The sequence below is a fragment of the Yersinia intermedia genome (assembly GCF_900635455.1).
GTDB lineage: Bacteria > Pseudomonadota > Gammaproteobacteria > Enterobacterales > Enterobacteriaceae > Yersinia > Yersinia intermedia.
On sequence record NZ_LR134116.1, the window covers coordinates 3,017,960 to 3,044,050 of the forward strand.

Consider the following 26,091-nt stretch of genomic DNA (forward strand, 5'->3'; position numbering starts at 1 on the left):
TTATTCGTAGCAAATAAATGAGTTAATCCATCCCATCTTCATCTTCGATACTTTTGACTGATATTCCTAGCCGCTGCATCCGTGATAACAAGGTGGTGCGTTTTAGCCCTAACTTAATGGCGGCCCCTTTTGGGCCTGCAACCACGCCATTGGTTTCACGTAATACCCGAACAATTCGCGCGCGCTCAGACTCTGAAGATTCAGGCTCTTCACTTTCGGGTAATAAGGTTTTATGCACAACCCTTTCTGCCACAGGTTTAGTAGCCTCTAGCGGCGACAAATGATATTCCAACTCTTGTAACTGCAAATTCAGCGTAGTGCCACGGCTAAGGATGACCGCCCGCTCAATAACATTTTCCAATTCACGAATATTGCCCGGCCACGGTAAACGGCTGAGCAAACGTAATGTTTCACCAGGAATTGTGTCGATAGTGCGATTCATCCGTTTGGCTATTTTTTGAGTAAAGAATTTTACCAGCAACGGAATATCTTCCGGCCGCTCACGCAGCGGAGGGATCACAATCGGAAAAACATTAAGCCGATAATAGAGGTCGCTGCGGTATTCGCGATTCACCATCATCAATTTTAAATCACGATTGGTCGCAGCAATCAGGCGAACATCCACCGGAATAATTTTACTGCCGCCAAGGCGTTCTATTTCCCGCTCCTGTAATACACGCAATAATTTAGGCTGTAGTTCCAGAGGAATATCGCCCACTTCATCAAGAAATAGTGTGCCGCCGTCAGCCATTTCAAACCGGCCAATACGTTGTGATGATGCGCCGGTATAAGCCCCCTTCTCATGACCGAACAGATCACTTTCCATCAAACCCGATGGAATGGCTGCACAGTTCATTTTCACCATGCGTTTATTCTTGCGGGTACTCAAATTATGAATAGCCCGGGCAATCAGCTCCTTACCGGTGCCGGTCTCCCCCAGAATCAATACGGTACAATCACTGGAGGCCACCATCTCAACTTGTTCCAGTACCGCTTTAATCCCTGCACTATTACCGATTATCTCGCCAAACTCTCCATTATGAATAATTTGATCCGTTAGATAGAGATTTTCATTTACCAACGAATCTTTTAGGCGGGTAATTTCGTTGTAGGCCAGAGCGTTATCAACAGCAATGGCAATACGCGCCGCAATTTGACGCAACAGTTTTACATTGCTATCAGTGAAGATATCACTCTGACATTGTGCCAGTTTCAAAACACCTAACATTTTGTGGCCGAAAAAAAGCGGCAACAGGCAAACAACTTGTAACCCTTCATCCAGCATATTTGCCAGTTGCTTATCGTCCGGTGCCAAAAGAGAGATATCAGCCAAATTAACCAGCAATAACGTTTTACTCTGTAAAACCTGCCCAGCCAAAGTGCCGGTAATATCCACCCATGCCTGCTGATACTGTACGGCCTTGCCACTCTGGTAGCGGGTAGAAAATACATTTAACTTATTTTTATCCTTATGGGTACCACAGAGCGCTAAGCTAATGTAATCAATATTAAAAAATCGATGTATCTCTTTTGAGACTTCTGCCGCTAATACATCCAACTCCAGCTTAGAAATAACCGTATTGGTCACATCTACTAAAATTCGGTAGTGGTCGCGCTCAAAGCGCAGTTTTTCACGCTCGGAAAATGCCCGATTGATTTCAGCAATATTATCAACGGCGATTGCCACTACATCTGCCAGTAATCCCAGAAAAGTAACTGCTTGTTCATCAAACTCACTGTCATCAGTTTTAATAAATTCAATACAGCCCGACCAGTGATTGTCATGACCCAAGGGGAAATGGCAGCCGGAGTGCAATGCCTGATAAGGTGTCAAATCACAAACAGCAGAAAACTCCCTTTGCATACGGCGATGGTCAGTCTGCAAAGGCGTCTGCTGCTGCCAGGCTAAGCCACCGGGGCCTTCGGCAAACAAGATATTTTGCGATCCCTGCACCTTGTTGGTCGCATCGTCATGGGTATAAAGGGTATTTTGGTTATAAAGAGGGTTAAGCAGTAATAAATTGACCCGCTGAAAACGCACCACAGAAAAAGAGAGCTTTCTGAGTTCATTAACTAAATCGGTTATATCCCGTAGCAATAATAACTTTTTTGATACCGTGAACAGTGTATCTTGCCAAACTTGAGCCAATGTGGGACGGGGTAGTTTTTTTGCTCTATCCATAAACGTCGTTATTAAGCCCAGAAAAATGATCACTACTTTAAGGTATTAAACTGAACAAATATATATCAACAGACGATAAGCTTGATCTGGGTTAACAAACTATTTCTCCGTAATTTGTCCATCTTACCAATCAGTTGAAATCACGTCTCATTTACATCGTAAGATAAATAAAAACATTAGGTTACATGTGATACTCACCCTACATGGAACATCAAATGACAACCAGCGCTATATAAATAAATACATATCGAAAATAAAAATAAGTATTAATATCTGATCCAGAAAAAAACCAATTTTAGGGAAGATACAAAATACCACAGTAAAATCACTCAATGAATCTCTGGTATGAAAAATGCATTACATTTAGGTCAGAAAAATAATTTATTAATATTAGTTTTTATTCCCCTACACCGATAAAATAATAAGTAAGGAGTTATCAATGAGCATTGAAAATCCCTTTGATCTGCGACTTCCGGTTGATATGGCAAAACTGGCAGAGCAAGTCGGTATATATAAAGCCACTAAGAATCCGGCCACCACCTTTTATTTAGCCATGACTGCCGGTGTATTCATCTCTATCGCTTTTGTCTTCTACATTACAGCCACAACCGGCACCGCTGGCGTGGTGGCATTTGGGTTGGCAAAGTTGGTAGGTGGCCTGTGTTTCTCTCTCGGCCTGATTTTAGTGATTATTTGTGGGGCTGATTTGTTCACATCCACAGTACTCATTGTGGTGGCTAAAGCCAGTGGCAAAATCAGTTGGCGGCAATTAATCTGCAATTGGGTGAACGTCTATTTTGGTAATCTTATTGGCGCACTGTTCTTTGTGGCACTGATCTGGTTTGCCGGTCAGCATACAGCGGCAAATGGTTTATGGGGCTTGAATGTGCTGCAAACTGCCGAACACAAATTACATCATACGTTTGTAGAAGCGGTTTGTTTGGGGATTCTGGCCAATCTGATGGTCTGCCTGGCGGTATGGATGAGTTATTCCGGCCATACTTTGACGGATAAAATTGTGGTGATGTTACTGCCTATTGGCATGTTTGTCGCCAGCGGTTTTGAGCACAGTATCGCTAATATGTTTTTGATCCCGTTAGCTATTGTCATCCGCGATTATGCATCACCGGCGTTCTGGTTATCAATTAATGCTACCCCCGATCAGTTTTCCGCTCTGACCCTAAACAACTTTATTATCGATAATCTTATTCCTGTGACAATCGGCAATATTATTGGTGGAGGCTTATTGGTTGGCCTGACTTATTGGATTATTTATCTGCGAAATCCAGCCCATTAAGCCAATAGCGCCATTGATATCGACAAATTTGACGAAATGACGTGGATAAAAGTGACACCCATAACAGAACAGCCAGCCGGGTTTACCCCTGACTGGCTGTTACGTTAATTCACAATAGCCGATTATTTCTTCTTAGCGTATTTCAGTGAATCTAATGCGACGGCAAAGATAATGATCGCACCTTTAATAATATACTGCCAATAAGGGTTCACACCGATATAGGTTAATCCGTAGTTAATAACGGTAAAGATAATTACCCCTGTCACTACGCCGATAACGGTACCGACACCACCACTAAAGGACACCCCACCCACCACACAAGCGGCAATCGCATCCAGCTCGTACATGAAGCCAAGGTTGTTAGTCGCACTGCCGATACGGCCTGCTTCCAACATACCACCGAAGGCATAGAACACACCTGACAAGGCATAGATCATGATCAAGTTTAGTGGCACATTCACACCAGAAACTTTTGCCGCTTCTGGGTTACCGCCGATGGCAAAAATATTCTTACCAAAGCGAGTTTTATTCCACAGCACCCAAACAAAGCCTATAGCAATCAAAGCATAGAAGGTAATATAAGACAGTTTGAAATCACCAAACCGCAGGAACCCTTGTGCAAAGGTTGAGAATGCCGGATCAAAACCTGCAATCGGTGATGCGCCAACGAAATCGTAATACAGGGAGTTAATCCCGTAGACGATAATCATAGTACCTAATGTGGTAATAAATGGTGTCACATTCAGGTAAGCAATGATAATACCGTTGACCAAACCAATAATCGCACCAATCAGACAGACGGTTAAGATAACAATCGGAATCGGTACAGTGTGCAAATCAGGGAAAACTTTATTAACGTTATCCATTGCTTGCAACATGGTTGCCGCAACTACTGCCGCCAAGCCTACCTGACGGCCGGCTGACAGGTCGGTCCCTTGGGTAACAATCAGCCCCGCCACGCCCAGTGCGATAATAATACGCACCGATGATTGGGTCAGAATGTTACTTAAGTTCATCAGACTTAAAAACGTCGGGTCCTTAACAATAATAATTGCCAGTAATACGAACAACACCACATAAATCCCGCTCTCTTTAAGGTAAGTGAGCATACTTTTCTTATTTAACGCATTCATAATAAGAACCTTCGACTAGATTAGAGATGCAAGGATGCAAGACGTAATATTTCATTTTGCGTGGTTTGCTTAGTATCAACAATTCCCGCAACCTGACCATTACTCATTACTAAAATTCTGTCAGTGATCCCTAATAGCTCAGGCATTTCAGAAGAGATAATAATAATCCCTTTGTCTTTCTTCGCTAATTCAGTCATTAACTGATAGATTTCAAACTTAGCACCGACATCAATACCCCGAGTCGGCTCATCCAACATTAATATTTCTGGTTGAGTCAGTAGCCAACGGCCAATAATTACTTTCTGCTGATTACCACCGGATAAAGAGCCAATATTGGTACGGTGACCCGGTGTTTTTACCCGCATCGCATCGATAACCCATTGGGTGTCGCTTTTCATGCGCGTATTATCTAACAGCCCAAATTTATTTTTATAGTTACGGATATTAGCAATCAGGGAATTAAACCCCACATCGAGATAGGCGTAAATCCCGGTTGAGCGGCGTTCTTCAGTTACCAGCGCAAACCCATGATTAATGGCTTCATTGGCACTATGGTTATTAATACTTTTGCCATGTAGCTTAATGGTCCCAGCCACTTTTTCGCGGATACCAAATAAGGTTTCAACAATATCGGTGCGCTTGGCCCCAACCAAGCCGGCAATCCCCAAAATCTCACCTTTATGCAAATCAAAAGAGACATCACGGATCGAGGGTTGGCGCAGCGAGGTCAGATTTTTCACTTCCAGAATGACTTCACCCGGCTTATTCAGGCGGTCAGGGAAGCGCTGACTCAGTGAGCGCCCCACCATCATTGAGATTATCTGATCCATGGTCAGCCCTTCCAGCGGCTGGGTAGTAATCCACTGACCATCACGTAAAATAGTGATTTCATCACACAGTTGGAATATTTCTTCCATCTTGTGAGAGATATAAACAATGCCACAGCCGCGCTCTTTCAATTTACGAATAATCGTAAATAGATGATTAACCTCTTTCTCGGTTAATGAAGAGGTCGGCTCATCCATGATGACGATTTTGGCATTATAAGAGAACGCCTTGGCAATCTCGATCATTTGCATTTGAGATACTGATAATGTTGCGACTTTATCGCGGGGATCAATATCAATATCCAATTCATCAAAGATAGCTTTGGTATCTTTGTACATTTTATCTTGATCGACAAAAAAGCCTTTGGTTGGGTAACGCCCCAGCCACATGTTGTCCATCACTGTTCGTTGTAACACCAGGTTTAATTCCTGATGTACCATAGAGACACCGTGCTCTAATGCTTCTTTAGAGCTTTTAAATTCTATTTCTTGCCCCTGAAAGAGAATACTCCCGGAGTCTTTTTTATAGATACCAAACAGACATTTTAATAGCGTTGACTTACCTGCACCATTTTCTCCCATTAATGCATGGATCGAACTTGGCCGCACTTTAAGATTTACGTTATCTAACGCCTTTACACCCGGAAATGATTTATTGATATTACTCATTTCCAGCAACCACTCGCGAGGTTGTGCTGTATTAATATCGGCCATAGTTATACCTGGCTAAGAATTGCTACTCATCTGCGAGATAAATACCCTATCCGCCGATAAGTGCATATTCAAAATAAGGATCAATGCAAAAACCTTCCGCCCCAATGCTGGTCACCCAATATCGGGGCCAGAAGGTTAATAATTACTGCTTTACCCTCAGCACTAACACGGCTTTGGGCACCACCTATCACGACAGGCTGTTATTTAGTAAATTCAGCCAGGTTATCTTTATCAACGCCTACATACGGAATACGTACAATTTTGTTTTCGATTTTCCATTTAGTGCCTTCAGCCGCAGGTTTACCAGCAGCCAGATTTTTAACTAAATCGAAGGTTGCTTTAGCCTGATTGTTGGCATCGTTCAACACGGTACCGGCCATTTGGCCTGATTTCACCAGTGCTAACGCTTCTGGCAAGGCATCCACACCAAACACTGGAATATTGGTTTTGTTATGGGCTTTCAAGGCTTCTACTGCACCCATCGCCATCGCATCGTTGTTAGCAATAACCACTTCGATCTTGTTGGCGTTAGGGCCAGATAACCAGGCATCCATTTTATCTTTAGCTTGCGCGGTATCCCACATTGCAGTATCTAACTGCAATTGTTGAGTCGGCAGGCCTTTTTCATTCAACGTTTTAATCACATAAGTTGTACGTGCTTCAGCGTCTGGATGGCCCGGTTCGCCTTTCAACAGCACAAATTGGATTTTGCCATCTTTGTTCAGATCCCATGCTGGGTTGGCTTTCCAGTGTTTAGCGATCAGCTCACCCTGAATAACACCAGACTCTTTAGAGTCAGTACCCACATAGTAAGCTTTATCGTAGCTATCCAATGCCTTACGTGAAGGTTCTTTGTTATAGAACACAATAGGCACATCGTTGCCGCGGGCTTTCTCAATAACAACCGGTGCTGCTGCTGGGTCAACCAGGTTAATGGCCAGCCCTTTCACACCTTTAGCCAGCAATACGTCAATTTGATCGTTTTGCTTGGACTGGTCATTTTGAGAGTCATTCATCAGTAAGGTAACGTCAGGAGATGCTTTAGCATCTTTCTCGATAGCTTTACGGACCACGGACATAAAGTTGTCATCATATTTATAAATAGTGACACCAATACGGGTATCAGCTTGAGCAGCCGCGCCAAACATCATGCTGGCAACCAGGGTTGCTAATGTGAAAACCTTCTTATTCATTTGTATCTCCGGGTTTATGTAGGGTAGTACAGGGTGATAACACCGTCGCCTTAACGTGAGAAAGACCCATCGTTCAAAGCTGCTGACACTGAATATCTATCGTCCTTGAGCGCACTCCACTCCGAGAAAGCCGCCTGAGTCGTCAAAAACCATGCCACTTACAAACTCAACATCTGCGGAACGTGTGTTTGTAAATTACTATTCTAAAACCCGCTACCGTGTGTTTTTTATCCGGTAACCGATGACATATTGATACATTCAGGTAGAAAACAACTAGAGCATAGACGGGCCGTTGTTAAGAATCTGTGAATTTTCTCACAGATTGAAAACGGTTACACAAGAATAAATACCGAACTAGTGAGCGACCCCACAAATTGCGACAGAATGGCGCGGCACTAATGTGGGTTTAAAACAATAAGCCGCGTGCGGGTCTGGCGAGTGACAGGCCCCTTCAAGTGCCAGCTCCGTGGCCAAAGTTGCCATAGAAACAATAGGATAACGGACTGTGGTCAATTTGGGACTGGTATAGCGGGCAATAGGGATATCATCAAAGCCCACCAGCGAAAACTGCTCAGGAACACTGATACCGTTTTCTTTCAGCACCGCCAGCGCACCAGCGGCCATTGAGTCGTTATAAGCAAATACCGCACTAAGCTGTAAATTGCGCCCCAGCAAATCAATCATGGCACGCTCCCCCCCAGCTAAATCCGGGGTGCCAAAAGCTCGCCAACTGTCAGGAGCACTGATACCGGCGGCCTTAAGCGCATTTAGGTAACCCGTTTGGCGCTGAGTAACGTCATCAATGGGGTGATTAGAACCGAGGAAGCCGATACGATGATGGCCTTGTTTGAGCAGCAAGCGGCACGCCATTTGCGCACCGCTAACATTGTCTAATCCTACACAGCGGTGCTCAAATCCAGGAATAATCCTATTAATCAAAACCATACCTGGAACTTGATCTAAAAAAGCGATTAACTCACTGTCACTCAATGCCTTAGCGTGAACAACCAATGAGTTACAACGCTGACGTAGTAGCACCTCTATGGCATGGCGCTCTTTATCAGCCTGATGGTAACTATTGCCAATCAGCAGGTATTTTTGATGACGTTGCGCCACAGTGTCTACCGCTTTCACCAGCGCACCGAAAAAGGGATCGGAGACATCCATCACCACTACGCCGACAGTATCGCTGCTCTGTGTTGCCAGATTTTGTGCGTTGGCATTTGGCCGGTAACCCAGCTCTGATACCGCTTTCAGCACTGCGGCCCGCGTTTCTGGCCGGATAGCGGCGCTATTATTGAGGACACGAGATACCGTAGCCAGCGAAACGCCAGCGCGTGAGGCCACATCACGAATGGTGATACTATTTCCAGATGAATGCAAAGCAGCCATGACCTTATCCTATGAATAAGTAACCATGCGCGCGTTGGCGTGAACTGGGCATGGCAGGTGGCCTATCCTACCCAGTTTGTTGAATTTGCCACGTGAAATGCGTCACAAGAAAGAAAACGTTTACATACAAATTTGTAACCCGCTTAATCCTTTTTACTTTACAGATGCATTCAGAGCTTAGTGTTGCGTGGTTGTAACGATTGACCGCAGGCATAGGCGGTCAATTTTCGCCATAACCACTCGAGCGGCCCTTGAGCGAAGTAGCGCAGCCATAGCAGGGAGAACAGGATATTACACAGCCAGACCAGTGGAACAATCGCGAGGAGCTGTAGTCGGTCGAGTTGTTGGTATAAACCGAAGTGATAGAAGATCAGCGTACATAGCAATGTTTGCAGTAAATAATTACTCAGGGCCATGCGCCCTACCTGTGCCAACCAATGGCTGACACGCCAACCGGATATTGTCGGAGCGACGCCATACAGCAGAGCCAAATAGCCCACAGCCTGTAATGGAGCGCCTAACTCACGGGGAACTTGCAGCAAAAAACCGCTCCAGCGGTAGTCCCAACCCACTCCCCATTGCAGCGCCACCCCCGGTATTTGGATAACGAGTGAAAGCGGTATCAAACATGCGGCAAGCAAGCGGTAGTGACGCAAGCTAAAATCACCGCGTAGCCAGCCAGAACGCATTAACCCAGCACCAAATAACATCGAGCCAGCCAGCTCCCAGCCATATTGGGCACCGATGGCAATCAAATTGGATGAGAACAGATCTAACCGGTTCTTCCAGGCTTCCATCCCGCCACGCAACTTCCAAAATTGCTCATATTGCAGATCCGCAGGCCCTGGCTGCCAAAAACGCCCCGGTTCGCCATTGGTGATAAACCCCAGTAGCAGCAATACCGCGACACCCACTAAATAAAGCACCGCACCGGTACGCAACAAACTGGCGGCATCTTTGGCATCACGAATCATTCGCCAACACACCAGACCAATCAAACCATAAGCAAATAGGATGTCTCCATCCCAGAAAAAGATACCGTGAATCAATCCCAGTAATAGCAATAAGGAAAGTCGTGCCCGAATCCAACCCTTGCCACGTTTAAGTAATAGCTCAAGGCCCGCCCCAAACAGAATGGCAAAAATAGATAAGAACTTGGCCTGTGCCACTATATCGAGGATGGCCCAAGTCCAGGCATCTGACCGCGAAGGAAGGCCCAGATAGGCCGGATTAAGATAGGCAGCCTTTGACAGACCGAAGGCGCTGATATTGAGCAGCAGAATGCCAAGGATGGCCAGCCCTCGCGCACTGTCTAACGTTGCGATGCGTTGACGCATACCCGACATCCTGTGTACGGGCACCCACTGGCACCCTCTCTGAAAAGGCTAATTAGCCGTTGCGACGTTAGTTATTATGACGAACAGCACGCAGGAATTCCTGGCGTGTATTCTGGCTGGATTTAAATAACCCGCCTAATGATGTCGTCGTGGTCGCGCTGGTTGCATCACGAATACCACGAGCTTTAACGCAATAATGCACCGCATCAATAGAAACTGCGACATTATTGGTGCCTAACAACGTCTGTAGTGCTAACAGGATTTGCTGTGTCAGTCGCTCTTGTACTTGCGGGCGCTGAGCAAAGAACTGCACGATACGGTTAATTTTAGATAAACCAATCACACTGTCTTTGGGAATATAAGCGACGGTGGCTTTACCATCGATAGTGACAAAATGATGTTCGCAGGTACTGGTCAGAGTGATATCTCGTACCGTGACCATTTCATCGACTTTCATTTTATTCTGAATCAGGGTTATTTTGGGGAAATTTTCGTAATCCAGTCCAGAGAAAATCTCATCAACATACATTTTGGCAATACGCCTTGGCGTATCCGCCAGACTATCGTCAGATAAATCAAGATTCAGCAACTGCATGACTTCGGTCATATGCGCTTGAATCTTAGTTTTACGCGTTTGGGCATCTAACTCTTGTTTGCGCAGCGGGGTTTCAAGACCACGGGCTAGCAATGCCTCATGAACCAACTCAGCTTCTTTACTTAGCGATGACATTCTTTTCTCCAGCAGGCGTACGCCTCCGAACAGCATAAACATGATGTAGATCACGTTCGGATTTTGCTCCCCACTTTAGTTGAGAGCAAAATGATTATCCAGTGATTGTTCTTCATATCGAATTGTTATTTACATCATGATGAAATAGTTACATTTGGTACATTCACTGTAGCGTAAATCAACCAGTAACCACTTCCTGAGCACGACGTGGCGTTTTGATAACCAAACTACCCGCAATGAACAGTGCCACCACTGCCACGTACAGCGCTGGCTCTAACCGCTGAGTCAACGTCGTTGAGATAGCGGATAATATTGGGCCAACCAGTTGCCCAAGCGCATAACCGGTGGTCAGTAAACCGGCCATATAGCGGGTGTGTTGCGGAGCCAGCTCTCGACCATGCTGCAATGAAAGTTGCACTACACTCAGGAAACCACCACCGGTCAGTAATGCACCTAATACCAACCCACTGACTCCCGGCACTAGCTCCGCGCACAATACCCCCAATGCCTGCACCCAGAGCGTTAATGCCAAGCGGGTTTGCGAGCTCAGGCAGTGGCGGGTCAAAATACCGATAGTGATCCCTATCACCGCCGCGCCACCAAATACTGGCCAGACAAACTGGGCAAACAGGCTCTCTGGGAAGCGCGCTGTCGCCATTTGCGATAAAAATGTTGCGGGCAGAATATAACCGAATCCCGCCAGACTGTAGCTCCACACCAGGCGCTTGAGTGCGGGCGTTAAGGTCAGAGGAACCGCAGTAATATGCGGGCGATGCAACTCCCCACTACGTGGCAGATTAATGCTGATCATGGCAATAATAACTAACGCCAATACACCATAGACCAGCCAGGCTTGAGCGGCCGATAAACCATAGCTATGAATAACCACTGCTAACATACCGCTGATGAATATGCCCGCGCCCGGCCCGGCAAATACTGCGGCACTGAGTGCCGGACGACCAAAGTGGGCCAGACGTTCATTGGTCCAGGCGGCGATAAGCACCATCGACCAGCCACTGGCCCAGCCGATGACAAAACGTACCATGCCATGCCACCACGCCCCATCAACTATTGCGGATAGCAGCGTAAGCGTTACCACTCCCCACAATCCAAGCCATAAACGGCGCTCCACATGGCGGCTGGCGCGCATAGCATCAAAAGCGCCAAACAAGTATCCCAGATAATTAAATGCTGCCACCAACCCGGCACCCGTTAGGGTGAACTGATGCTCTGCGATCATTAGCGGCACTTGCGGCGTAAAAGCAAAACGGCCAATCCCCATTGCCACGACTAACGCGAGAAAACCACTTAATGCAATTCTCAATGCCATCTACTCTACCTATTGCTTGCTGACAGATGACCCTTGCCAGACAGTTAAAAGAAAGTTGCCAATATCATGCCTGAGCATTAGAATCACAAAAAATGAATAATGCTCATTAAGTTCATCACAAAAAGAGAACACCTATGGACCTGACCCAGCTACGCATGTTTTGCTGTGTAGCAGAAACCGGTTCCGTTGCCCGGGCAGCGGAGCAGATGCACCGCGTCCCTTCAAATTTGACGACCCGTCTGCGCCAACTTGAAGTTGAGCTGGGTGCCGACCTGTTTATCCGTGAAAAACAGCGGCTGCGGCTCTCCCCTATGGGCCATAACTTCCTCTGCTACGCCAACCGGATTCTGGCGCTAAGCGAAGAGGCAATGCGCATTACGCATGCTGGCGAACCTGCGGGTAACTTCCCGTTAGGCTCAATGGAAAGCACCGCGGCCACCCGCCTGCCTAACTTGCTGGCGGCCTATCATCAGCGCTACCCCAAGGTCTCCTTATCGCTTATCACCGGGACGTCTGGTGAAATCATCGAACAAGTACGGGCCGGGACACTGGCGGCAGCGCTCGTTGATGGGCCAGTTCAACATGATGAACTGCACGGGTGCCGCTCTTTTGACGAACAATTGGTGATCATTTCTTGTCTGGACCACCCCCCGATTATGCAAGCCCGCGATGCGGCGGATGAGACACTGTTTGCCTTTCGCCCCAGTTGCTCTTACCGCTTGCGCCTGGAGAGTTGGTTCCGTCAGGCCGGTGTTTTACCGGGCCATATTATGGAAATCCAGTCTTACCATGCCATGCTAGCCTGTGTTGCCAGTGGTGCCGGGCTGGCATTGATACCCCATTCCGTATTGGCGCTACTGCCGGGCCATGAACGGGTACAAGTTCATGCCTTACCGGCTGATATTGCCGATACCGCAACTTGGCTTATCTGGCGTAAAGATGCCTTTAGCCCAAATGTCCGCACCTTAAAAGAACTGATTATCGAGCAGATTGAAATTCAGTGACTTATCTGACGGCTTGCCGCTTATCGGCCATAATTTATACAAGCCATATTGACTTACGCCCAGACAGTTACATGCAACATATTAGATACATAAACAATTCATTTATATAACACCCATCACACAGAAGCTATAGGAGCAACACCATGCAGATGATTAAAACTCGCGCCGCAGTCGCATGGGGGCCAAACCAGCCGCTATCGGTTGAAGAAGTTGATTTGATGCCACCGCAAAAAGGCGAAGTGCTGGTACGGATTGTCGCCAGTGGCGTATGCCACACCGATGCCTACACCTTGTCAGGCAAAGATCCCGAAGGGATATTCCCTGTGATCCTCGGCCATGAAGGTGGTGGGATTGTAGAAGCAATCGGCGAAGGCGTTACCAGCGTTGCAGTAGGTGATCACGTCATTCCGCTGTACACACCAGAATGCGGTGAATGTAAATTCTGCCGCTCCGGTAAAACCAATTTGTGTCAGGCGATCCGCAGCACTCAGGGCAAGGGTTTGATGCCTGATGGCACCACTCGTTTCTCTAAAAATGGCCAACCGATCTTCCATTACATGGGTACCTCAACCTTCTCTGAACTGACAGTGGTACCGGAAATATCACTGGCAAAAATCAATAAAGAAGCACCATTAGAAGAAGTTTGTCTGCTGGGCTGTGGTGTGACCACCGGTATGGGGGCTGTGATGAACACAGCCAAAGTCAAACCGGGCGACACTGTCGCTATCTTCGGCTTGGGTGGCATTGGTTTATCGGCAGTGATTGGGGCGAAAATGGCTGGCGCCAGCCGCATCATTGGTATTGATCTCAATACCAGTAAATTCGAGCTGGCCCGCAAACTAGGCGCAACAGACCTGATTAACCCGAAAGATTATGATAAACCTATTCAGGATGTGATCGTCGAGCTGACCGATGGCGGCGTAGATTTCTCCTTTGAATGTATTGGTAACGTCAATGTCATGCGCTCAGCGCTTGAGTGCTGCCATAAAGGCTGGGGCGAATCAGTCATCATTGGTGTTGCCGGCGCGGGTGAAGAAATTTCAACCCGCCCATTCCAATTGGTCACAGGCCGTGTATGGCGTGGCTCAGCATTTGGTGGTGTTAAAGGGCGCTCCGAGTTACCGGGCATCGTGCAGCAATATCTGGACGGTAAATTCGCTCTGAATGATTTTATTACCCATACCATGGGGTTAGATCAAATTAACGAAGCCTTCGATTTGATGCATGAAGGTAAATCTATCCGTACCGTGATCCATTTTAATCATTCATCAGATACTCATTCTTCACAAAACAAATAAGGCAAGGAGGCAGGCAACGCATGAATACGTCACTTGAACTTCTCGAAGAGCACCGGATGTTTGGCGGGTGGCAGCAACGCTATCGCCACACCGCCAGCAGCCTGAATTGCAATATGACCTTCAGCATCTATCTGCCCCCCTTACGGGATGACAACCCGCCACCGGTGCTTTACTGGCTGTCGGGTCTGACCTGTAATGATGAAAACTTTACATTGAAAGCTGCTGCGCAGCGGGTGGCCGCTGAGTTGGGTCTGGTACTTGTTATGCCAGATACCAGCCCACGTGGCGATGATGTGCCGAATGACGAAGGTTATGATTTAGGGCAAGGCGCGGGGTTCTATCTCAACGCAACACAAGCGCCTTGGTCTAAACATTTTCAGATGTATGATTATATCAGCCAAGAGTTACCGGCGCTGATCGCCCAGCATTTCAGAGTGAGTGACCGTCAGTCTATTTGTGGCCATTCAATGGGGGGCCACGGGGCATTGATGCTAGCACTGCGTAACCCGCAGCAATACCAATCAGCCTCGGCCTTTGCGCCGATAGTCAATCCGTGTCAGGTGCCTTGGGGCCGCAAAGCCTTTACTGCGTACTTGGGTACCGATGAGAGTCAGTGGTTGCAATATGATAGTTGCCACTTACTTACACATGCCCACACCCAACTGCCGATGCTGGTAGATCAAGGTGATAGTGATCAGTTTCTGGCAGACCAGCTACAACCGGCAAAATTAGCTGAATTGGCACGGCAACGCGATTGGCCACTGACACTTCGTATTCAGCCGGGTTATGACCATAGCTATTTCACCATAGCCACATTTATTGAAGATCACTTACGCTTCCATGCAGAATTCTTACATCCGTAATCGATGTAATTAACGTGATTATCAATCATAACTATTTTAAGCCCTACGGGGCTTTTTTTTTATTTTAACGTAGAAATGCACAGTTGTTCCCGTTACAGCCATACCTAACTAACAATCAAAAAATTAAAATAATATGATAGTCAATCACATTCAATACAAAAATATCTATAAATAAAAATATTGATAAATTCCAAAAATAGAATTACAAATAAATAGCCAGAATCCTTCTGGCACTTAATTACATTCAAAGATAATTATTTAAATGGGGTGCTATATGAATATTTCAAAGCAATCAGATGATAAAGGAACAAAACACAGCCACTTAATGGCACTAAAAGGTAAGTTACAATCATTAGAAGAATCATTTAAGAATAATGCATTTTATATAAATGACAATGAAATAGAAAAAATAAAAAACAATACCCTGCGAAGCAAAATAACAGCATGGAACTGGTCAAGAAGTTTTGCTGAAGAATAGAAAAATGAACCATTCAGAAATTATTGGTTAGGCCATGAATTATTAATGGCCTAACCTTGTTCCACATAGCAGTAACAGTGAAAGCAATTCAACACACTTACGTGTTTGAAATCATGGGTATAAATAAAGTGAGATATTCTTGTATGTTTACAAGTGAATTCATTAATGATGTTAAGCTTAGCCCGATGGCAAGTATATTAGCGATAATAATAACGGCTTTAGGTATGCTCTCATCATTTTTAGTATTACTGCTTTATTTAACGGATAGAAGTATTGAAAGTTACCACAATGACCACACACAGATATATCGCATAGAAACTCAGTTTAACTTACCAAACGGTGACGATGTAAAATCAGCACAGGTACCATTCCCATTGATCCCAGCATTGCAGAATGCAAAGAACATAAAAGAGGTTATCTATGCACTACGTCTATTTACAGATTTACAAGTGAATGACCAAACTCACCGCAAAGTAGAGATTTATGCCGTTAGTCCGAATTTCTTCAATGTCATTAATCCCTATAAACTGAGTAATGATCAACCTAATCTATATGAACCAAATATTTCTCAATACCGCCCCCATCTGACCCAGAATGAAATTATTATTACGCCAGAATTTAATCGTCAATATCTTCATCTGGATAATCCGGTCGGGCACGTTATCACCTTAGGGAACAAAGGCCAATTCGTCATTAAAGATATGGTTAGTTTGCATAAGGATAGCCGTTTTAAAACCAACGCCGTGATTGCATTTTCTCCCGAACTCATAGATGGCTATCATGATAAAAGGCATGATTGGTACGATATGCACGCCTATGCCTTCATTACAATGGACGCAGGAGGAAAGCCCAATTCTGAACAATTGAATACACTCGTTACCCGTTACGCTCCCCAACTCCCTGGAGCACCATTTAGCCCCGAAGAGTTCATTCAATTGTCTGCACGTAATATTACCGATATCCATTACGATAATGGGTTACCTGATGAGATCAGCACAGTTATTGCAAAATCCTATTTATACAGCTTATATGCAGCCGGTATTTTTATATTTATAACAACCACCATGAACTTTTTTAATGTTAACAATGTAATAAATACCAATAAAAAAAATAGTTTCCAGATAAAGAAATCGCTCGGAGCCTCACGTTATCAACTATTGACTGAATCTCTTTCCATCGCACTGCTTCAAGCCTTTTTTGTACTCCTGTTCGCAATCCTCTTTCTGATTGTTTTAATACAGCTATCTATAGGCGTTAAAGAGTTAATTCTCATTCAAGAAACTAAAACATTACTAGCCTCCTTCTTTTTTACATTGATTTCAATTTATACAGCAATTCTCATTTCTCATATAACATATCTATATGTTACCGTTTTCCCCAATCAATCTGGCCATTATAATATTTATAATCAACAGCCAATATCACGCTACGTCCATCAAGGAGCACTGTGCATACAAATAACAATCGCAGGCATAATAGTATACTTATGGGCAGGAATATTGACGCAGAATAATTTTATGCAGCATCATAATTTTGGTTATGAAAAAGACAATATAGTGACATTTACTTTAAGTGATGAGTTAATCTCTCAAGCAGCAATAAATAGTTTACAAAATGAATTGAAGAATACTGTAAATATAGAGTCTATTGCACTTAGTAGCTGGCAACCCTTTGACATGTCGAGGACAAACACTTCAATATTTCATCTTAATCAGCAAGAGAAAGACAAGTTAGTAACAGTAAATACACTTAATGCCAATAAACACTTCCTTGATACCTGGGGAGTTAAGGTATTAGCAGGGTATGATAATGTACTAATACCGAGTGATGATGATAATGTTGTCCATGCGGTAGCGACTCAATCCTTTATGACTTTAATGGGGCAACATTCCTATGATGAAACATTGAATAGCATATTTTACATTAATGATAATGACTCTGAGCATAAAATAAGAATTCTTAGAATAATAAATGATTTTTATCTTGCAGATGTCAATAAAAGCACCACACCGCTATTGATATTTATTGAAAACAAGCCCCAACGATATGGCGCATTAAAATTGCAATATATACAGGATATTGGGGAAGTAAAAAAAACACTTGAGCGATATCGGGTTAACCCCACGCAAATACAAACAGTGGAACATTTACATCAAGCATATTTCAATACGAATAGACTTATGCAAAAAACAGCCAATTTTGTTGCCATACTTTCACTTTCGTTAATATTAATAAGCACCGTAATCATCAGTATATCCGAAACCAAACGAATCAGTAAGACATTAAGAATAATGGAGTCTATTGGTGGTTCTATTTATACCCATATCGTTTTCTTTATACAGCAAAATATCGCCCCCATTATTTTTGCTGCTATAATAGCATTCTCGATGGGTTTCTTTTTATTGCATCGATGGTTGGTTCAATACCATGCTGTGGATAATCTTTCATACGTCAATGCCACTGCTACACTTTTTATTTTCATAATTAGCATAGTTGTCATTATGACTATTACGCTGATCTTTAATAAAGACAACATAAATACCCAAAAGAAATAATAAACACATGGATATAAAAATTGAAAAAAATGCGTATACAAACTTACGCATAAAGTTAATTATTATAGGTGTATCGCTTATACTGATTGCCTGTTGTTTTTACATTTACTCTTTATTCACAAGCCAAAATACGTTATTAGTTGCGCGGGAAAACACTATTTTCATTACGGTTAAGCCTGAGGAATTTCAGGACGTATTAATTACACGTGCCATTACGGTACCGAAGGAAAGCACGATTATATCAAGTGAACGTGGGGGAAAAGTCATTGAAATTGCCAAAAAAGCCTTTGAAGCGGTTAACAAAGGTGATGTTATCGTTCGTTTATCCAATTATGATTTCATGTTAGAAACAACCTCCAGAATGGCAGATATCACCGAACAAATAAATAATCTGCGTAATATGAAAATGCAATTGGAACAAGATAATCGAGATACCAAACTCAACCTACAAGAAGCTCAACACCAGATCGAGGTTGTTAGCAAAAACCTTATCAGGCATCAAGTCCTCGATACAAAATCGATGATTGCAAAATCAGAGTTAGAAAACCAAAAAGATATACTGAAAAATTGGAAAACTAAGCGTGAGATATTACTAGAACATAATAACAAAAACCAAAAGTCACTTCCTAAGCAATTAAATAATATTAATGACTCTATTTTATTACTTGAACGAATGATGGGAATGATTGAAACGGGCATCGATCAATTAGTAATAACTGCGCCTATTGACGGCTCTTTATCTGTTTTGGACATTGAGTTAGGCCAGCAAATAAAACCTGGTGAAAAAATAGCAGTCGTAGATAATTTCAATTCATATTATTTCAATGTCTTTTTGAGTGAATATTACTTAGATAAGATAAAACCACAAACTCGTGTTATTGCAAAAATAAATGGCCAAGATATTGGCCTGCTTATTGAATCGGTCTCCACAGTTATTGATAATGGCAAGTTTAAGGCAAAGCTGACACCGACTCAATTAAACAAATTCCCGCTAAAAAGAGGCCAATCTATTGAAATAGAAATCTCATTGCAAGATGAAAAAGAGAAGATATTATTAGTACCCAATGAAAGTATTACTTCAGATAAATATGGGGGTAACTACCTCTATATCTACCAACAAAAACATGATCATGCAATTAAAACTAAAGTAGAAATTAAACGCCGCAATGCAGAAAAGACAGAAATAACAGCAGGACTAAATTCAGGTCAACGTATTATCATCCCTTCATATTCAAACAGTAACGAATATAATATAATTGAGTTTAAATAATATGCTAAACATACAAAATGCAGAAAAGTGTTTCATAACAAAAACGATTAAAACCCGGGTATTTCATCACCTGAACCTCGCTGTGGAACAAGGTGAATTCGTATCAATTATGGGTCCATCAGGATCGGGGAAATCGACTCTGCTCAACATTATAGGCATGTTTGACTCACTTGATAGTGGCTCACTTACCTTAGCAGGAAAGGATGTCGTATCCCTAAGTTACTCACAACGAATTATAGTAAGGCGTGAGTTGATAGGTTATATTTTTCAATCATTTAATCTTATTCCACATTTATCAATATTCGATAATATTGAGTTACCACTGAAGTATCGCCATGTTGCAAAAAAAGAACGTATTGAACGCGTTAATCGGATTTTAAACCTTTTTGCTATCGAGAATCGTAGAGATCATAAACCAATGCAATTATCGGGTGGTCAGCAACAACGAGTCGCTATTGCCCGTGCCATGGTATCCAATCCAACATTATTGCTAGCTGATGAACCAACCGGTAATTTGGACAGTAAAAACACCCGAAATGTACTTGAACAATTAAGCAGAATAAATCAGACCGGAACAACCATAATAATGGTTACACACTCAGATGAAGCCGCCACATATGGTAATAGAATAATAACCATGAGAGATGGTAAATTAACTTGAAAATAGGAGCGCAACATGCGTGATATAATACCCATCGTAAACATAGATAGCGTTAATATTAGAGACATAAATATTAGAAAACTGGAGGAATTAACCTCGTGTGAATATAAAGCATTATCAGCCTATCTCATCGGGAAGATTCCTGCTAGCCAATTATTGGATGGTGATGAGTTAACTCTATTTAATAAAGAGTTAACTCATCATATGGAGGTAAAAGCAATAAATGCAGATAAACTCGTGATTGTCCTGAAGGCCACACGATTATGCAACCTTCGTTGTACCTATTGTCACTCCTGGGCTGAAGGCCCTAACCAAAGCATTTCATTCGATATACTAATACGTGCGATACATAAAATCCTCTCAATTCCGAATGTAAATAGATTCGAATTTGTATGGCATGGTGGAGAAGTGACATTACTTAAGCCACTGTTTTTCAAAAAACTTATCTGGTTACAGCAGCAATTTAAACGCCCTGAGCAATATATCACCAATGCAATGCAGTCAAATATAGTGAATCTTTCTGAGGAGTGGTTAACGTTTATCAAAGGCATAGGAATGAACGTTGGGATCAGTCTTGATGGTGTACCTGCGGTTAATGATAAGCGGCGAGTGGACTACCGAGGGAAGGGAACATCTGAACGGGTAGCCATAGGAATAAAAAAACTACAGCATTACAATATACTATATGGTGCACTTATCGTTGTCGACCGGGAAGTATATCAAACAGACATGAGAGAGATGTTGGATTACTTTATTTCAATAGATTTAACTGGCATTGAATTCCTTAATATTGTTCCAGACAATCGTCTGGTTGCGGGTGAATATATTGGGAATGACTTTATCAGTTATGCTGAGTTCATCAAATTTCTATCAGATTTATTTATTATTTGGATAAAAGATTATCGTGAAAAAATACATATTACTATTTTCGAGGATTTTATCAAAGCCTTAAAATATCCTGATGAAAAACTCTCTGCCTGTTATTGGTCTGGCAATTGCTCACAAGAAATCATTACTTTAGAACCTAATGGTGATATCTCTCCCTGTGACAAATATAGAGGTGATGCCAATAGTATTTATGGTTCGATACTGAATATTGAGTTAGCCGACCTGCTTGCTAACTCATCACATAATCAGCAGGCGGTAATCGAAGAAATAGAGGCAACTAAAAAAATGCACCACTGTAAGTGGTTTCCTATCTGTCATGGCGGTTGCCCCCATGACCGGGTTATTAATCGCAGACATACCAAGGGATATAATGATACATGCTGCGGTACCGGGAAATTATTAGCTACCATTGAGGATTATTTAGCAACCACAGGCTGAAGCCACATTGGTACATGGCTTCAGCAATTAATGTAGGTTTCGCACTATAACTCAACCTCTTGCCCTTTGCGGTGCAAGCGCAATGAAACCAAGAAAGTGACGAAACACATTGCTGAAACATACCAGAAGAAGCTGTTTTCCATGTCAAAAGACTTGAGAGATAGCGCCACATATTCGGCACTACCGCCAAACATGGCATTTGCAACTGCATAAGACAGGCCGACACCCAGTGCCCTCACTTCCGGTGGGAACATCTCTGCTTTTAGTAATCCGCCAATAGAGGTATAAAAACTCACAATAATCAGGGCGGTAACAATCAGCATAAACGCAATATATGGACTGGTTACCCCTTTAAGGGCGTGCAGAATAGGTACTGTTAATAACATTGATAATAGGCCAAACGTTAACATAGATGTACGCCGGCTAATACGATCGGATAATGCACCAAATAAGGGCTGCACTAGCATAAAAATAAATAATGCAGCCGTCATTACCAAACTGGCGGTTTTTACATCCATTCCGGCGGTATTGACTAAATACTTTTGCATATAAGTGGTGTAGGTATAAAAAGAAAGAGAGCCACCCGCCGTGAAGCCTAGCACCATAATAAATGCGCGGCGGTTCTTCCAGAGCCCTTTCAAACTCCCCGCATCTTTCTTATTACGGGTCTTTTCATCCGAGGTTTCATTCAGTGAACGGCGTAAGTAAAGAGCGACCACTGCCAACAGTGCCCCCAGAACAAAAGGAATACGCCAGCCCCAACTGTGCAATACCTCTGATGAAAGAGTTTGTTGTAACAAAACCAGTACCAATAATGCCAACAATTGGCCACCAATTAATGTGACATATTGGAACGAAGCATAAAACCCTTTGCGCCCTTTCACTGCGACTTCACTCATATAGGTGGCACTGGTGCCATATTCGCCACCAACAGATAACCCCTGGAATAAACGGGCGACTAAGAGCAAGACCGGCGCCAGGCTACCAATTGACGCATAGGTTGGCAGGCAAGCAATCATCAACGAACCGGCGCACATCATATAGACCGAAATCAACATGGATAACTTGCGACCATGTTTGTCAGCAATATAACCGAACAGCCAGCCACCAATCGGGCGCATCAAAAAGCCAGCAGCAAAAACACCGGCAGTCTGCACTAATTGGGTGGTTGGATTATCACTGGGGAAAAAAAGCGGGGCAAAATAGAGTGCGCAGAAAGAATAAATATAGAAATCAAACCATTCAACCAAATTCCCGGAAGAGGCCCCGACGATGGCTCGTATTCGTTGCCGAGTATCCGCCTTCTCTGTCAGACGTGCTGATGCCCCCTTCCCCTCTGCCACAGTAGTGTCTAATGAATTTGTTTCAACCATATTGATGCGTCTGCCATATTGTTAAACGTCCATGCCACCATAAGCTCAGAACTGAGAAAGCACAGACACTGAACTCTCATTTTATATTGTTAGATTGTTATATATTGGTAACATTATCGTTTCAATGAGAGTTATCGTGCGGAGAGCAGTTTAGGAAAAACCTCAAATTCTCTTGTGATCTCAAGCACATAAATATGTTAAGTCGACTGTTTAATAAAGGTTTTCTTGTGAGCGGGGCTACAGAAAACAAATGGGATCAATCGGTAACGAAAGTGACGATCAATGGTCAGCACCAGGATTTCGCTGACCATGTGCTCGCCTCCCCTTGTCGTCTAGAAAGCAGAGCCTGGCTGTAAAAGAAAAGCCTGTTCCTCTGCGCTGGAGACTCGCCCAAGGATATGATTGCGATGTGGGTAACGGCCAAAGCGATCGATAATCGCTTTATGGCGTAACTCATAATCAAGCTGATTGTCATCATCCAATGCAGTAAAGAGCTCTAATGCTTGTTTATGAATAAGCGCCGATTCGGAATGCATAAAAGGAAGATAAAGAAAACCGCGTTGAATATCAGATAGTTGTTCCGCCTGACCACTGTTGATCGCTTCTTGCGCCAGGACCAGCGCCATACCATCGCAAGAAAATGACGCGGGTAAATCACGGAACAGATTTCTACTGAACTGATCCAGTATCAATATTTCCGCCAAACGCCCTTCTATTTTAGACCGCCAGTGAGCCAATTCCCCTTTAGACGCAGCTTGCCAAACAGGGCCAAACCGCTTGCGTAACAGAGCATCAAAATCTTCATTCTTTTTGAACCACAATACCGGGTCAATCTCACTAAACCAGAATTCCAGAATCTTTTGATACTCCATGTCACACCCCTGTGTTGCCTGCCGAAGGTTTATACCCATGAAAATAATAGCACTGATCAAGCTAGCATCAGTCTATCGTCTCTTTGCGCCGCCATCCATTCACCCACCTGACAATCTCTGCCATAATGGTTCCATTATTTGATGGTAGCTCAGCACCCATAATTACCTCTAGCTAACGGTGCACACTGACCACGGAGTCCAGCATGGATCACAGTAATACCTCGGATTTACTCTCTCTCGAACAAGCTCTGACTAAAATGCTGTCGCAGGTTACACCATTGCAAGCAACAGAAACCGTCGCATTAACCGAAGCGGCGGGCCGAATCACCGCCAGTGCAATTACATCACCGATTGCTGTCCCCCCTTTCGCCAACTCCGCGATGGACGGATATGCCGTGCGTTGTAATGAGCTTAGCAGCACATTACCGCTGCCGGTGGCCGGTAAGGCTTTTGCCGGTGCACCGTTTAAAGGTGAGTGGCCAGCCAATACTTGCGTGCGAATCATGACCGGTGCCCCTATTCCTGAAGGAGCCGATGCCGTCATCATGCAAGAACAGGCCGTGGCTAGCGAACAAGGTGTCATATTCAATAGCCATGTGCAGGTTGGGCAAAATATCCGCTTGCCGGGTGAAGATATCCAACAGGGTGCTGCCGTTTTCCCCGCAGGGGTAAAATTAGGCGCGGCGCAATTGCCGCTACTCGCCTCATTAGGCATTGCAGAGATTGCCGTGTTTCGCACACTGAAAGTGGCTATTTTCTCCACCGGCGATGAATTGCAACCGGTCGGGCAGCCCTTAGGCGAAGGACAGATTTACGATACCAACCGCTTCGCGGTACGGTTGATGCTGCAACAGTTAGGCTGCCAGATAGTTGACCTTGGCGTGATCCGTGACGATCAACACGCATTGCGCAAAGCATTTGAACAAGCCGATGCCGCCGCTGACCTTGTTATCAGCAGTGGGGGTGTCTCGGTGGGTGAAGCGGATTACACCAAACAGATGCTGGAAGAGTTAGGCGATATCGGTTTCTGGAAGTTGGCGATAAAACCCGGCAAACCGTTTGCTTTCGGCAAATTGGATAACGCCTGGTTCTGCGGCTTACCGGGTAATCCGGTCTCGGCTGCGCTAACATTCTATCAGTTGGTACAACCCCTTATTGCTAAACTCTCCGGCCATGCGGGGTGGCGTCCACCACTGCGCCTCAACGCGGTCGCGGCGACAAAATTGAAGAAATCCCCTGGCCGTTTAGATTTTCAACGCGGTATTTTCTCCACCAATGCTAACGGTGAATTGGAAGTACGTACTACCGGCCATCAGGGGTCTCACGTATTCAGTTCATTCAGCCAAGGTAACTGCTTTATTGTGCTGGAACGCGAGCGCGGCTCAGTCTCGGTCGGTGAAACAGTTGAAATCGAACTGTTTAACGGGCTATTGGGGCAATAAATTGTATATGGTGAAGAGGCTGACATGTTGCCAGAACTGACCGATGCCCAGGCCCTGCGTTATAACCGGCAAATCGTCCTGCGCGGTTTTGATTTTGACGGTCAGGAAAAACTGAATGCCGCTAAGGTGTTAATCGTTGGATTGGGGGGGCTGGGGTGCGCAGCCGCACAATATCTGGCAGCAGCAGGGGTGGGCCACCTTACCCTGCTGGATTTTGATACGGTTTCGCTTTCTAACCTGCAACGGCAGGTTTTGCATCGCGATAATCGTATCGGAATGTCAAAAGTGGCCTCTGCAGCACTGACGCTGTCTGAAATGAACCCCCATTTGGCACTGAAATCCATTGATGGTCAGTTAAATGACCAACAACTCGCGGCAACCATTGCTGAACATCAGTTGGTGTTGGATTGTACCGATAATGTCACCAGCCGCGAGCAACTCAATCGCCTGTGTCATGCACAACATAAACCACTGGTTTCAGGTGCAGCAATTCGCATGGAGGGGCAAATAAGTGTCTTCACTTATCAGCCAAACCAACCCTGCTATCGCTGCCTCAGTCGGTTATTCGGTGACAATGCACTGACCTGTGTTGAAGCTGGGGTAATGTCACCCTTGGTGGGTATCATTGGTAATTTACAAGCGATGGAAGCCATAAAACTGTTGGCTGATTATGGTCAGGTGATATCTGGGCGCATATTGATGTATGACGCCGCAACGGCAGAGTTTCGGACCATGAAGCTAGCCAAAGATGTCCATTGTGAAGTCTGTGGCAAAGATTAGCCGCCTATTTAGCGCAAAAAAAAAGCTGATGCAA

21 protein-coding genes are annotated in these 26,091 nt (G+C 44.2%); 11 read left to right on the plus strand and 10 right to left on the minus strand.

Annotated features, from left to right (window positions below; all coding sequences use genetic code 11):
* Window positions 1-22: 22 nt before the first annotated feature.
* A complete protein-coding gene (flhA, locus tag EL015_RS13805; protein ID WP_050088186.1) occupies window positions 23-2,182 on the minus strand; it encodes a formate hydrogenlyase transcriptional activator FlhA in 2,160 nt (719 codons plus the stop codon).
* A gap of 439 nt (window positions 2,183-2,621) precedes the next feature.
* On the opposite strand from flhA, the gene focA reads away from it, so the two are divergent.
* Window positions 2,622-3,479: a formate transporter FocA gene (focA, locus tag EL015_RS13810; RefSeq protein ID WP_005187598.1), complete on the plus strand. Its 858-nt coding sequence runs from the start codon at window positions 2,622-2,624 to the stop codon at window positions 3,477-3,479.
* A 122-nt stretch (window positions 3,480-3,601) separates the two neighbouring features.
* On the opposite strand, the gene mglC is transcribed toward focA, so the two are convergent.
* The 7 genes from mglC to EL015_RS13845 all read right to left on the minus strand — a co-directional run bounded on the left by mglC (window position 3,602) and on the right by EL015_RS13845 (window position 12,135).
* The gene (mglC, locus tag EL015_RS13815; RefSeq protein WP_005187595.1) at window positions 3,602-4,612 is read right to left on the minus strand and encodes a galactose/methyl galactoside ABC transporter permease MglC; all 1,011 of its coding nucleotides are present in this window, start codon (window positions 4,610-4,612) and stop codon (window positions 3,602-3,604) included.
* A 20-nt stretch (window positions 4,613-4,632) separates the two neighbouring features.
* Window positions 4,633-6,153 carry a galactose/methyl galactoside ABC transporter ATP-binding protein MglA gene (gene mglA, locus EL015_RS13820; protein WP_005187591.1) on the minus strand — a complete coding sequence of 507 codons (1,521 nt, stop codon included), beginning with the start codon at window positions 6,151-6,153 and terminating at the stop codon, window positions 4,633-4,635.
* Window positions 6,154-6,353: 200 nt separating this feature from the next.
* Window positions 6,354-7,346 carry a galactose/glucose ABC transporter substrate-binding protein MglB gene (mglB, locus tag EL015_RS13825; RefSeq protein ID WP_005187589.1) on the minus strand — a complete coding sequence of 331 codons (993 nt, stop codon included), beginning with the start codon at window positions 7,344-7,346 and terminating at the stop codon, window positions 6,354-6,356.
* A gap of 354 nt (window positions 7,347-7,700) precedes the next feature.
* Entirely contained in the window at window positions 7,701-8,738 is a 1,038-nt protein-coding gene (gene galS / locus EL015_RS13830; RefSeq protein WP_005187588.1) for an HTH-type transcriptional regulator GalS, read from the minus strand.
* Between the two features lie 170 nt (window positions 8,739-8,908).
* Window positions 8,909-10,075 carry a DUF418 domain-containing protein YeiB gene (yeiB, locus tag EL015_RS13835; RefSeq protein ID WP_005187586.1) on the minus strand — a complete coding sequence of 389 codons (1,167 nt, stop codon included), beginning with the start codon at window positions 10,073-10,075 and terminating at the stop codon, window positions 8,909-8,911.
* 67 nt (window positions 10,076-10,142) lie between these two features.
* Window positions 10,143-10,805 (minus strand): GTP cyclohydrolase I FolE, encoded by a 663-nt coding sequence (gene folE, locus EL015_RS13840; RefSeq protein ID WP_032906837.1) that lies wholly within the window; start codon window positions 10,803-10,805, stop codon window positions 10,143-10,145.
* 178 nt (window positions 10,806-10,983) lie between these two features.
* A complete protein-coding gene (locus tag EL015_RS13845) occupies window positions 10,984-12,135 on the minus strand; it encodes a YbfB/YjiJ family MFS transporter (RefSeq protein ID WP_005187582.1) in 1,152 nt (383 codons plus the stop codon).
* 134 nt (window positions 12,136-12,269) lie between these two features.
* Between EL015_RS13845 and ptrR the strand changes: the two genes are divergently transcribed.
* The 8 genes from ptrR to darE all read left to right on the plus strand — a co-directional run bounded on the left by ptrR (window position 12,270) and on the right by darE (window position 21,590).
* A complete protein-coding gene (gene ptrR, locus EL015_RS13850; protein WP_005187581.1) occupies window positions 12,270-13,139 on the plus strand; it encodes a putrescine utilization regulator PtrR in 870 nt (289 codons plus the stop codon).
* A gap of 143 nt (window positions 13,140-13,282) precedes the next feature.
* Complete coding sequence (locus EL015_RS13855; RefSeq protein WP_005187580.1) at window positions 13,283-14,437, plus strand: S-(hydroxymethyl)glutathione dehydrogenase/class III alcohol dehydrogenase; 1,155 nt, start codon at window positions 13,283-13,285, stop codon at window positions 14,435-14,437.
* A 20-nt stretch (window positions 14,438-14,457) separates the two neighbouring features.
* Entirely contained in the window at window positions 14,458-15,300 is an 843-nt protein-coding gene (gene fghA, locus EL015_RS13860) for an S-formylglutathione hydrolase (protein WP_032906836.1), read from the plus strand.
* Between the two features lie 274 nt (window positions 15,301-15,574).
* Complete coding sequence (gene darA, locus EL015_RS13865; protein WP_005187575.1) at window positions 15,575-15,778, plus strand: darobactin family peptide antibiotic; 204 nt, start codon at window positions 15,575-15,577, stop codon at window positions 15,776-15,778.
* Window positions 15,779-15,921: 143 nt separating this feature from the next.
* A complete protein-coding gene (darB, locus tag EL015_RS13870; RefSeq protein ID WP_032906835.1) occupies window positions 15,922-18,333 on the plus strand; it encodes a darobactin export ABC transporter permease subunit in 2,412 nt (803 codons plus the stop codon).
* A 7-nt stretch (window positions 18,334-18,340) separates the two neighbouring features.
* The gene (darC, locus tag EL015_RS13875; protein ID WP_005187565.1) at window positions 18,341-19,603 is read left to right on the plus strand and encodes a darobactin export ABC transporter periplasmic adaptor subunit; all 1,263 of its coding nucleotides are present in this window, start codon (window positions 18,341-18,343) and stop codon (window positions 19,601-19,603) included.
* 1 nt (window position 19,604) lies between these two features.
* Window positions 19,605-20,264, plus strand: a complete 660-nt coding sequence (gene darD / locus EL015_RS13880) for a darobactin export ABC transporter ATP-binding protein (RefSeq protein ID WP_032906834.1) — start codon at window positions 19,605-19,607, stop codon at window positions 20,262-20,264.
* A 15-nt stretch (window positions 20,265-20,279) separates the two neighbouring features.
* Window positions 20,280-21,590: a darobactin maturation radical SAM/SPASM protein DarE gene (gene darE / locus EL015_RS13885; protein WP_032906833.1), complete on the plus strand. Its 1,311-nt coding sequence runs from the start codon at window positions 20,280-20,282 to the stop codon at window positions 21,588-21,590.
* Window positions 21,591-21,634: 44 nt separating this feature from the next.
* On the opposite strand, the gene EL015_RS13890 is transcribed toward darE, so the two are convergent.
* Both EL015_RS13890 and EL015_RS13895 read right to left on the minus strand, forming a co-directional pair.
* Window positions 21,635-22,963 (minus strand): MFS family transporter, encoded by a 1,329-nt coding sequence (locus EL015_RS13890; RefSeq protein ID WP_005187556.1) that lies wholly within the window; start codon window positions 22,961-22,963, stop codon window positions 21,635-21,637.
* A gap of 332 nt (window positions 22,964-23,295) precedes the next feature.
* Window positions 23,296-23,835, minus strand: a complete 540-nt coding sequence (locus EL015_RS13895; protein ID WP_005187551.1) for a DUF924 family protein — start codon at window positions 23,833-23,835, stop codon at window positions 23,296-23,298.
* A 203-nt stretch (window positions 23,836-24,038) separates the two neighbouring features.
* Here EL015_RS13895 and moeA point away from each other — a divergent pair, with 203 nt between their 5' ends.
* Together moeA and moeB are read left to right on the plus strand one after the other, a co-directional pair.
* A complete protein-coding gene (moeA, locus tag EL015_RS13900; RefSeq protein WP_005187548.1) occupies window positions 24,039-25,277 on the plus strand; it encodes a molybdopterin molybdotransferase MoeA in 1,239 nt (412 codons plus the stop codon).
* Window positions 25,278-25,301: 24 nt separating this feature from the next.
* Window positions 25,302-26,057, plus strand: a complete 756-nt coding sequence (gene moeB / locus EL015_RS13905) for a molybdopterin-synthase adenylyltransferase MoeB (protein ID WP_005187544.1) — start codon at window positions 25,302-25,304, stop codon at window positions 26,055-26,057.
* Window positions 26,058-26,091: the final 34 nt, after the last annotated feature.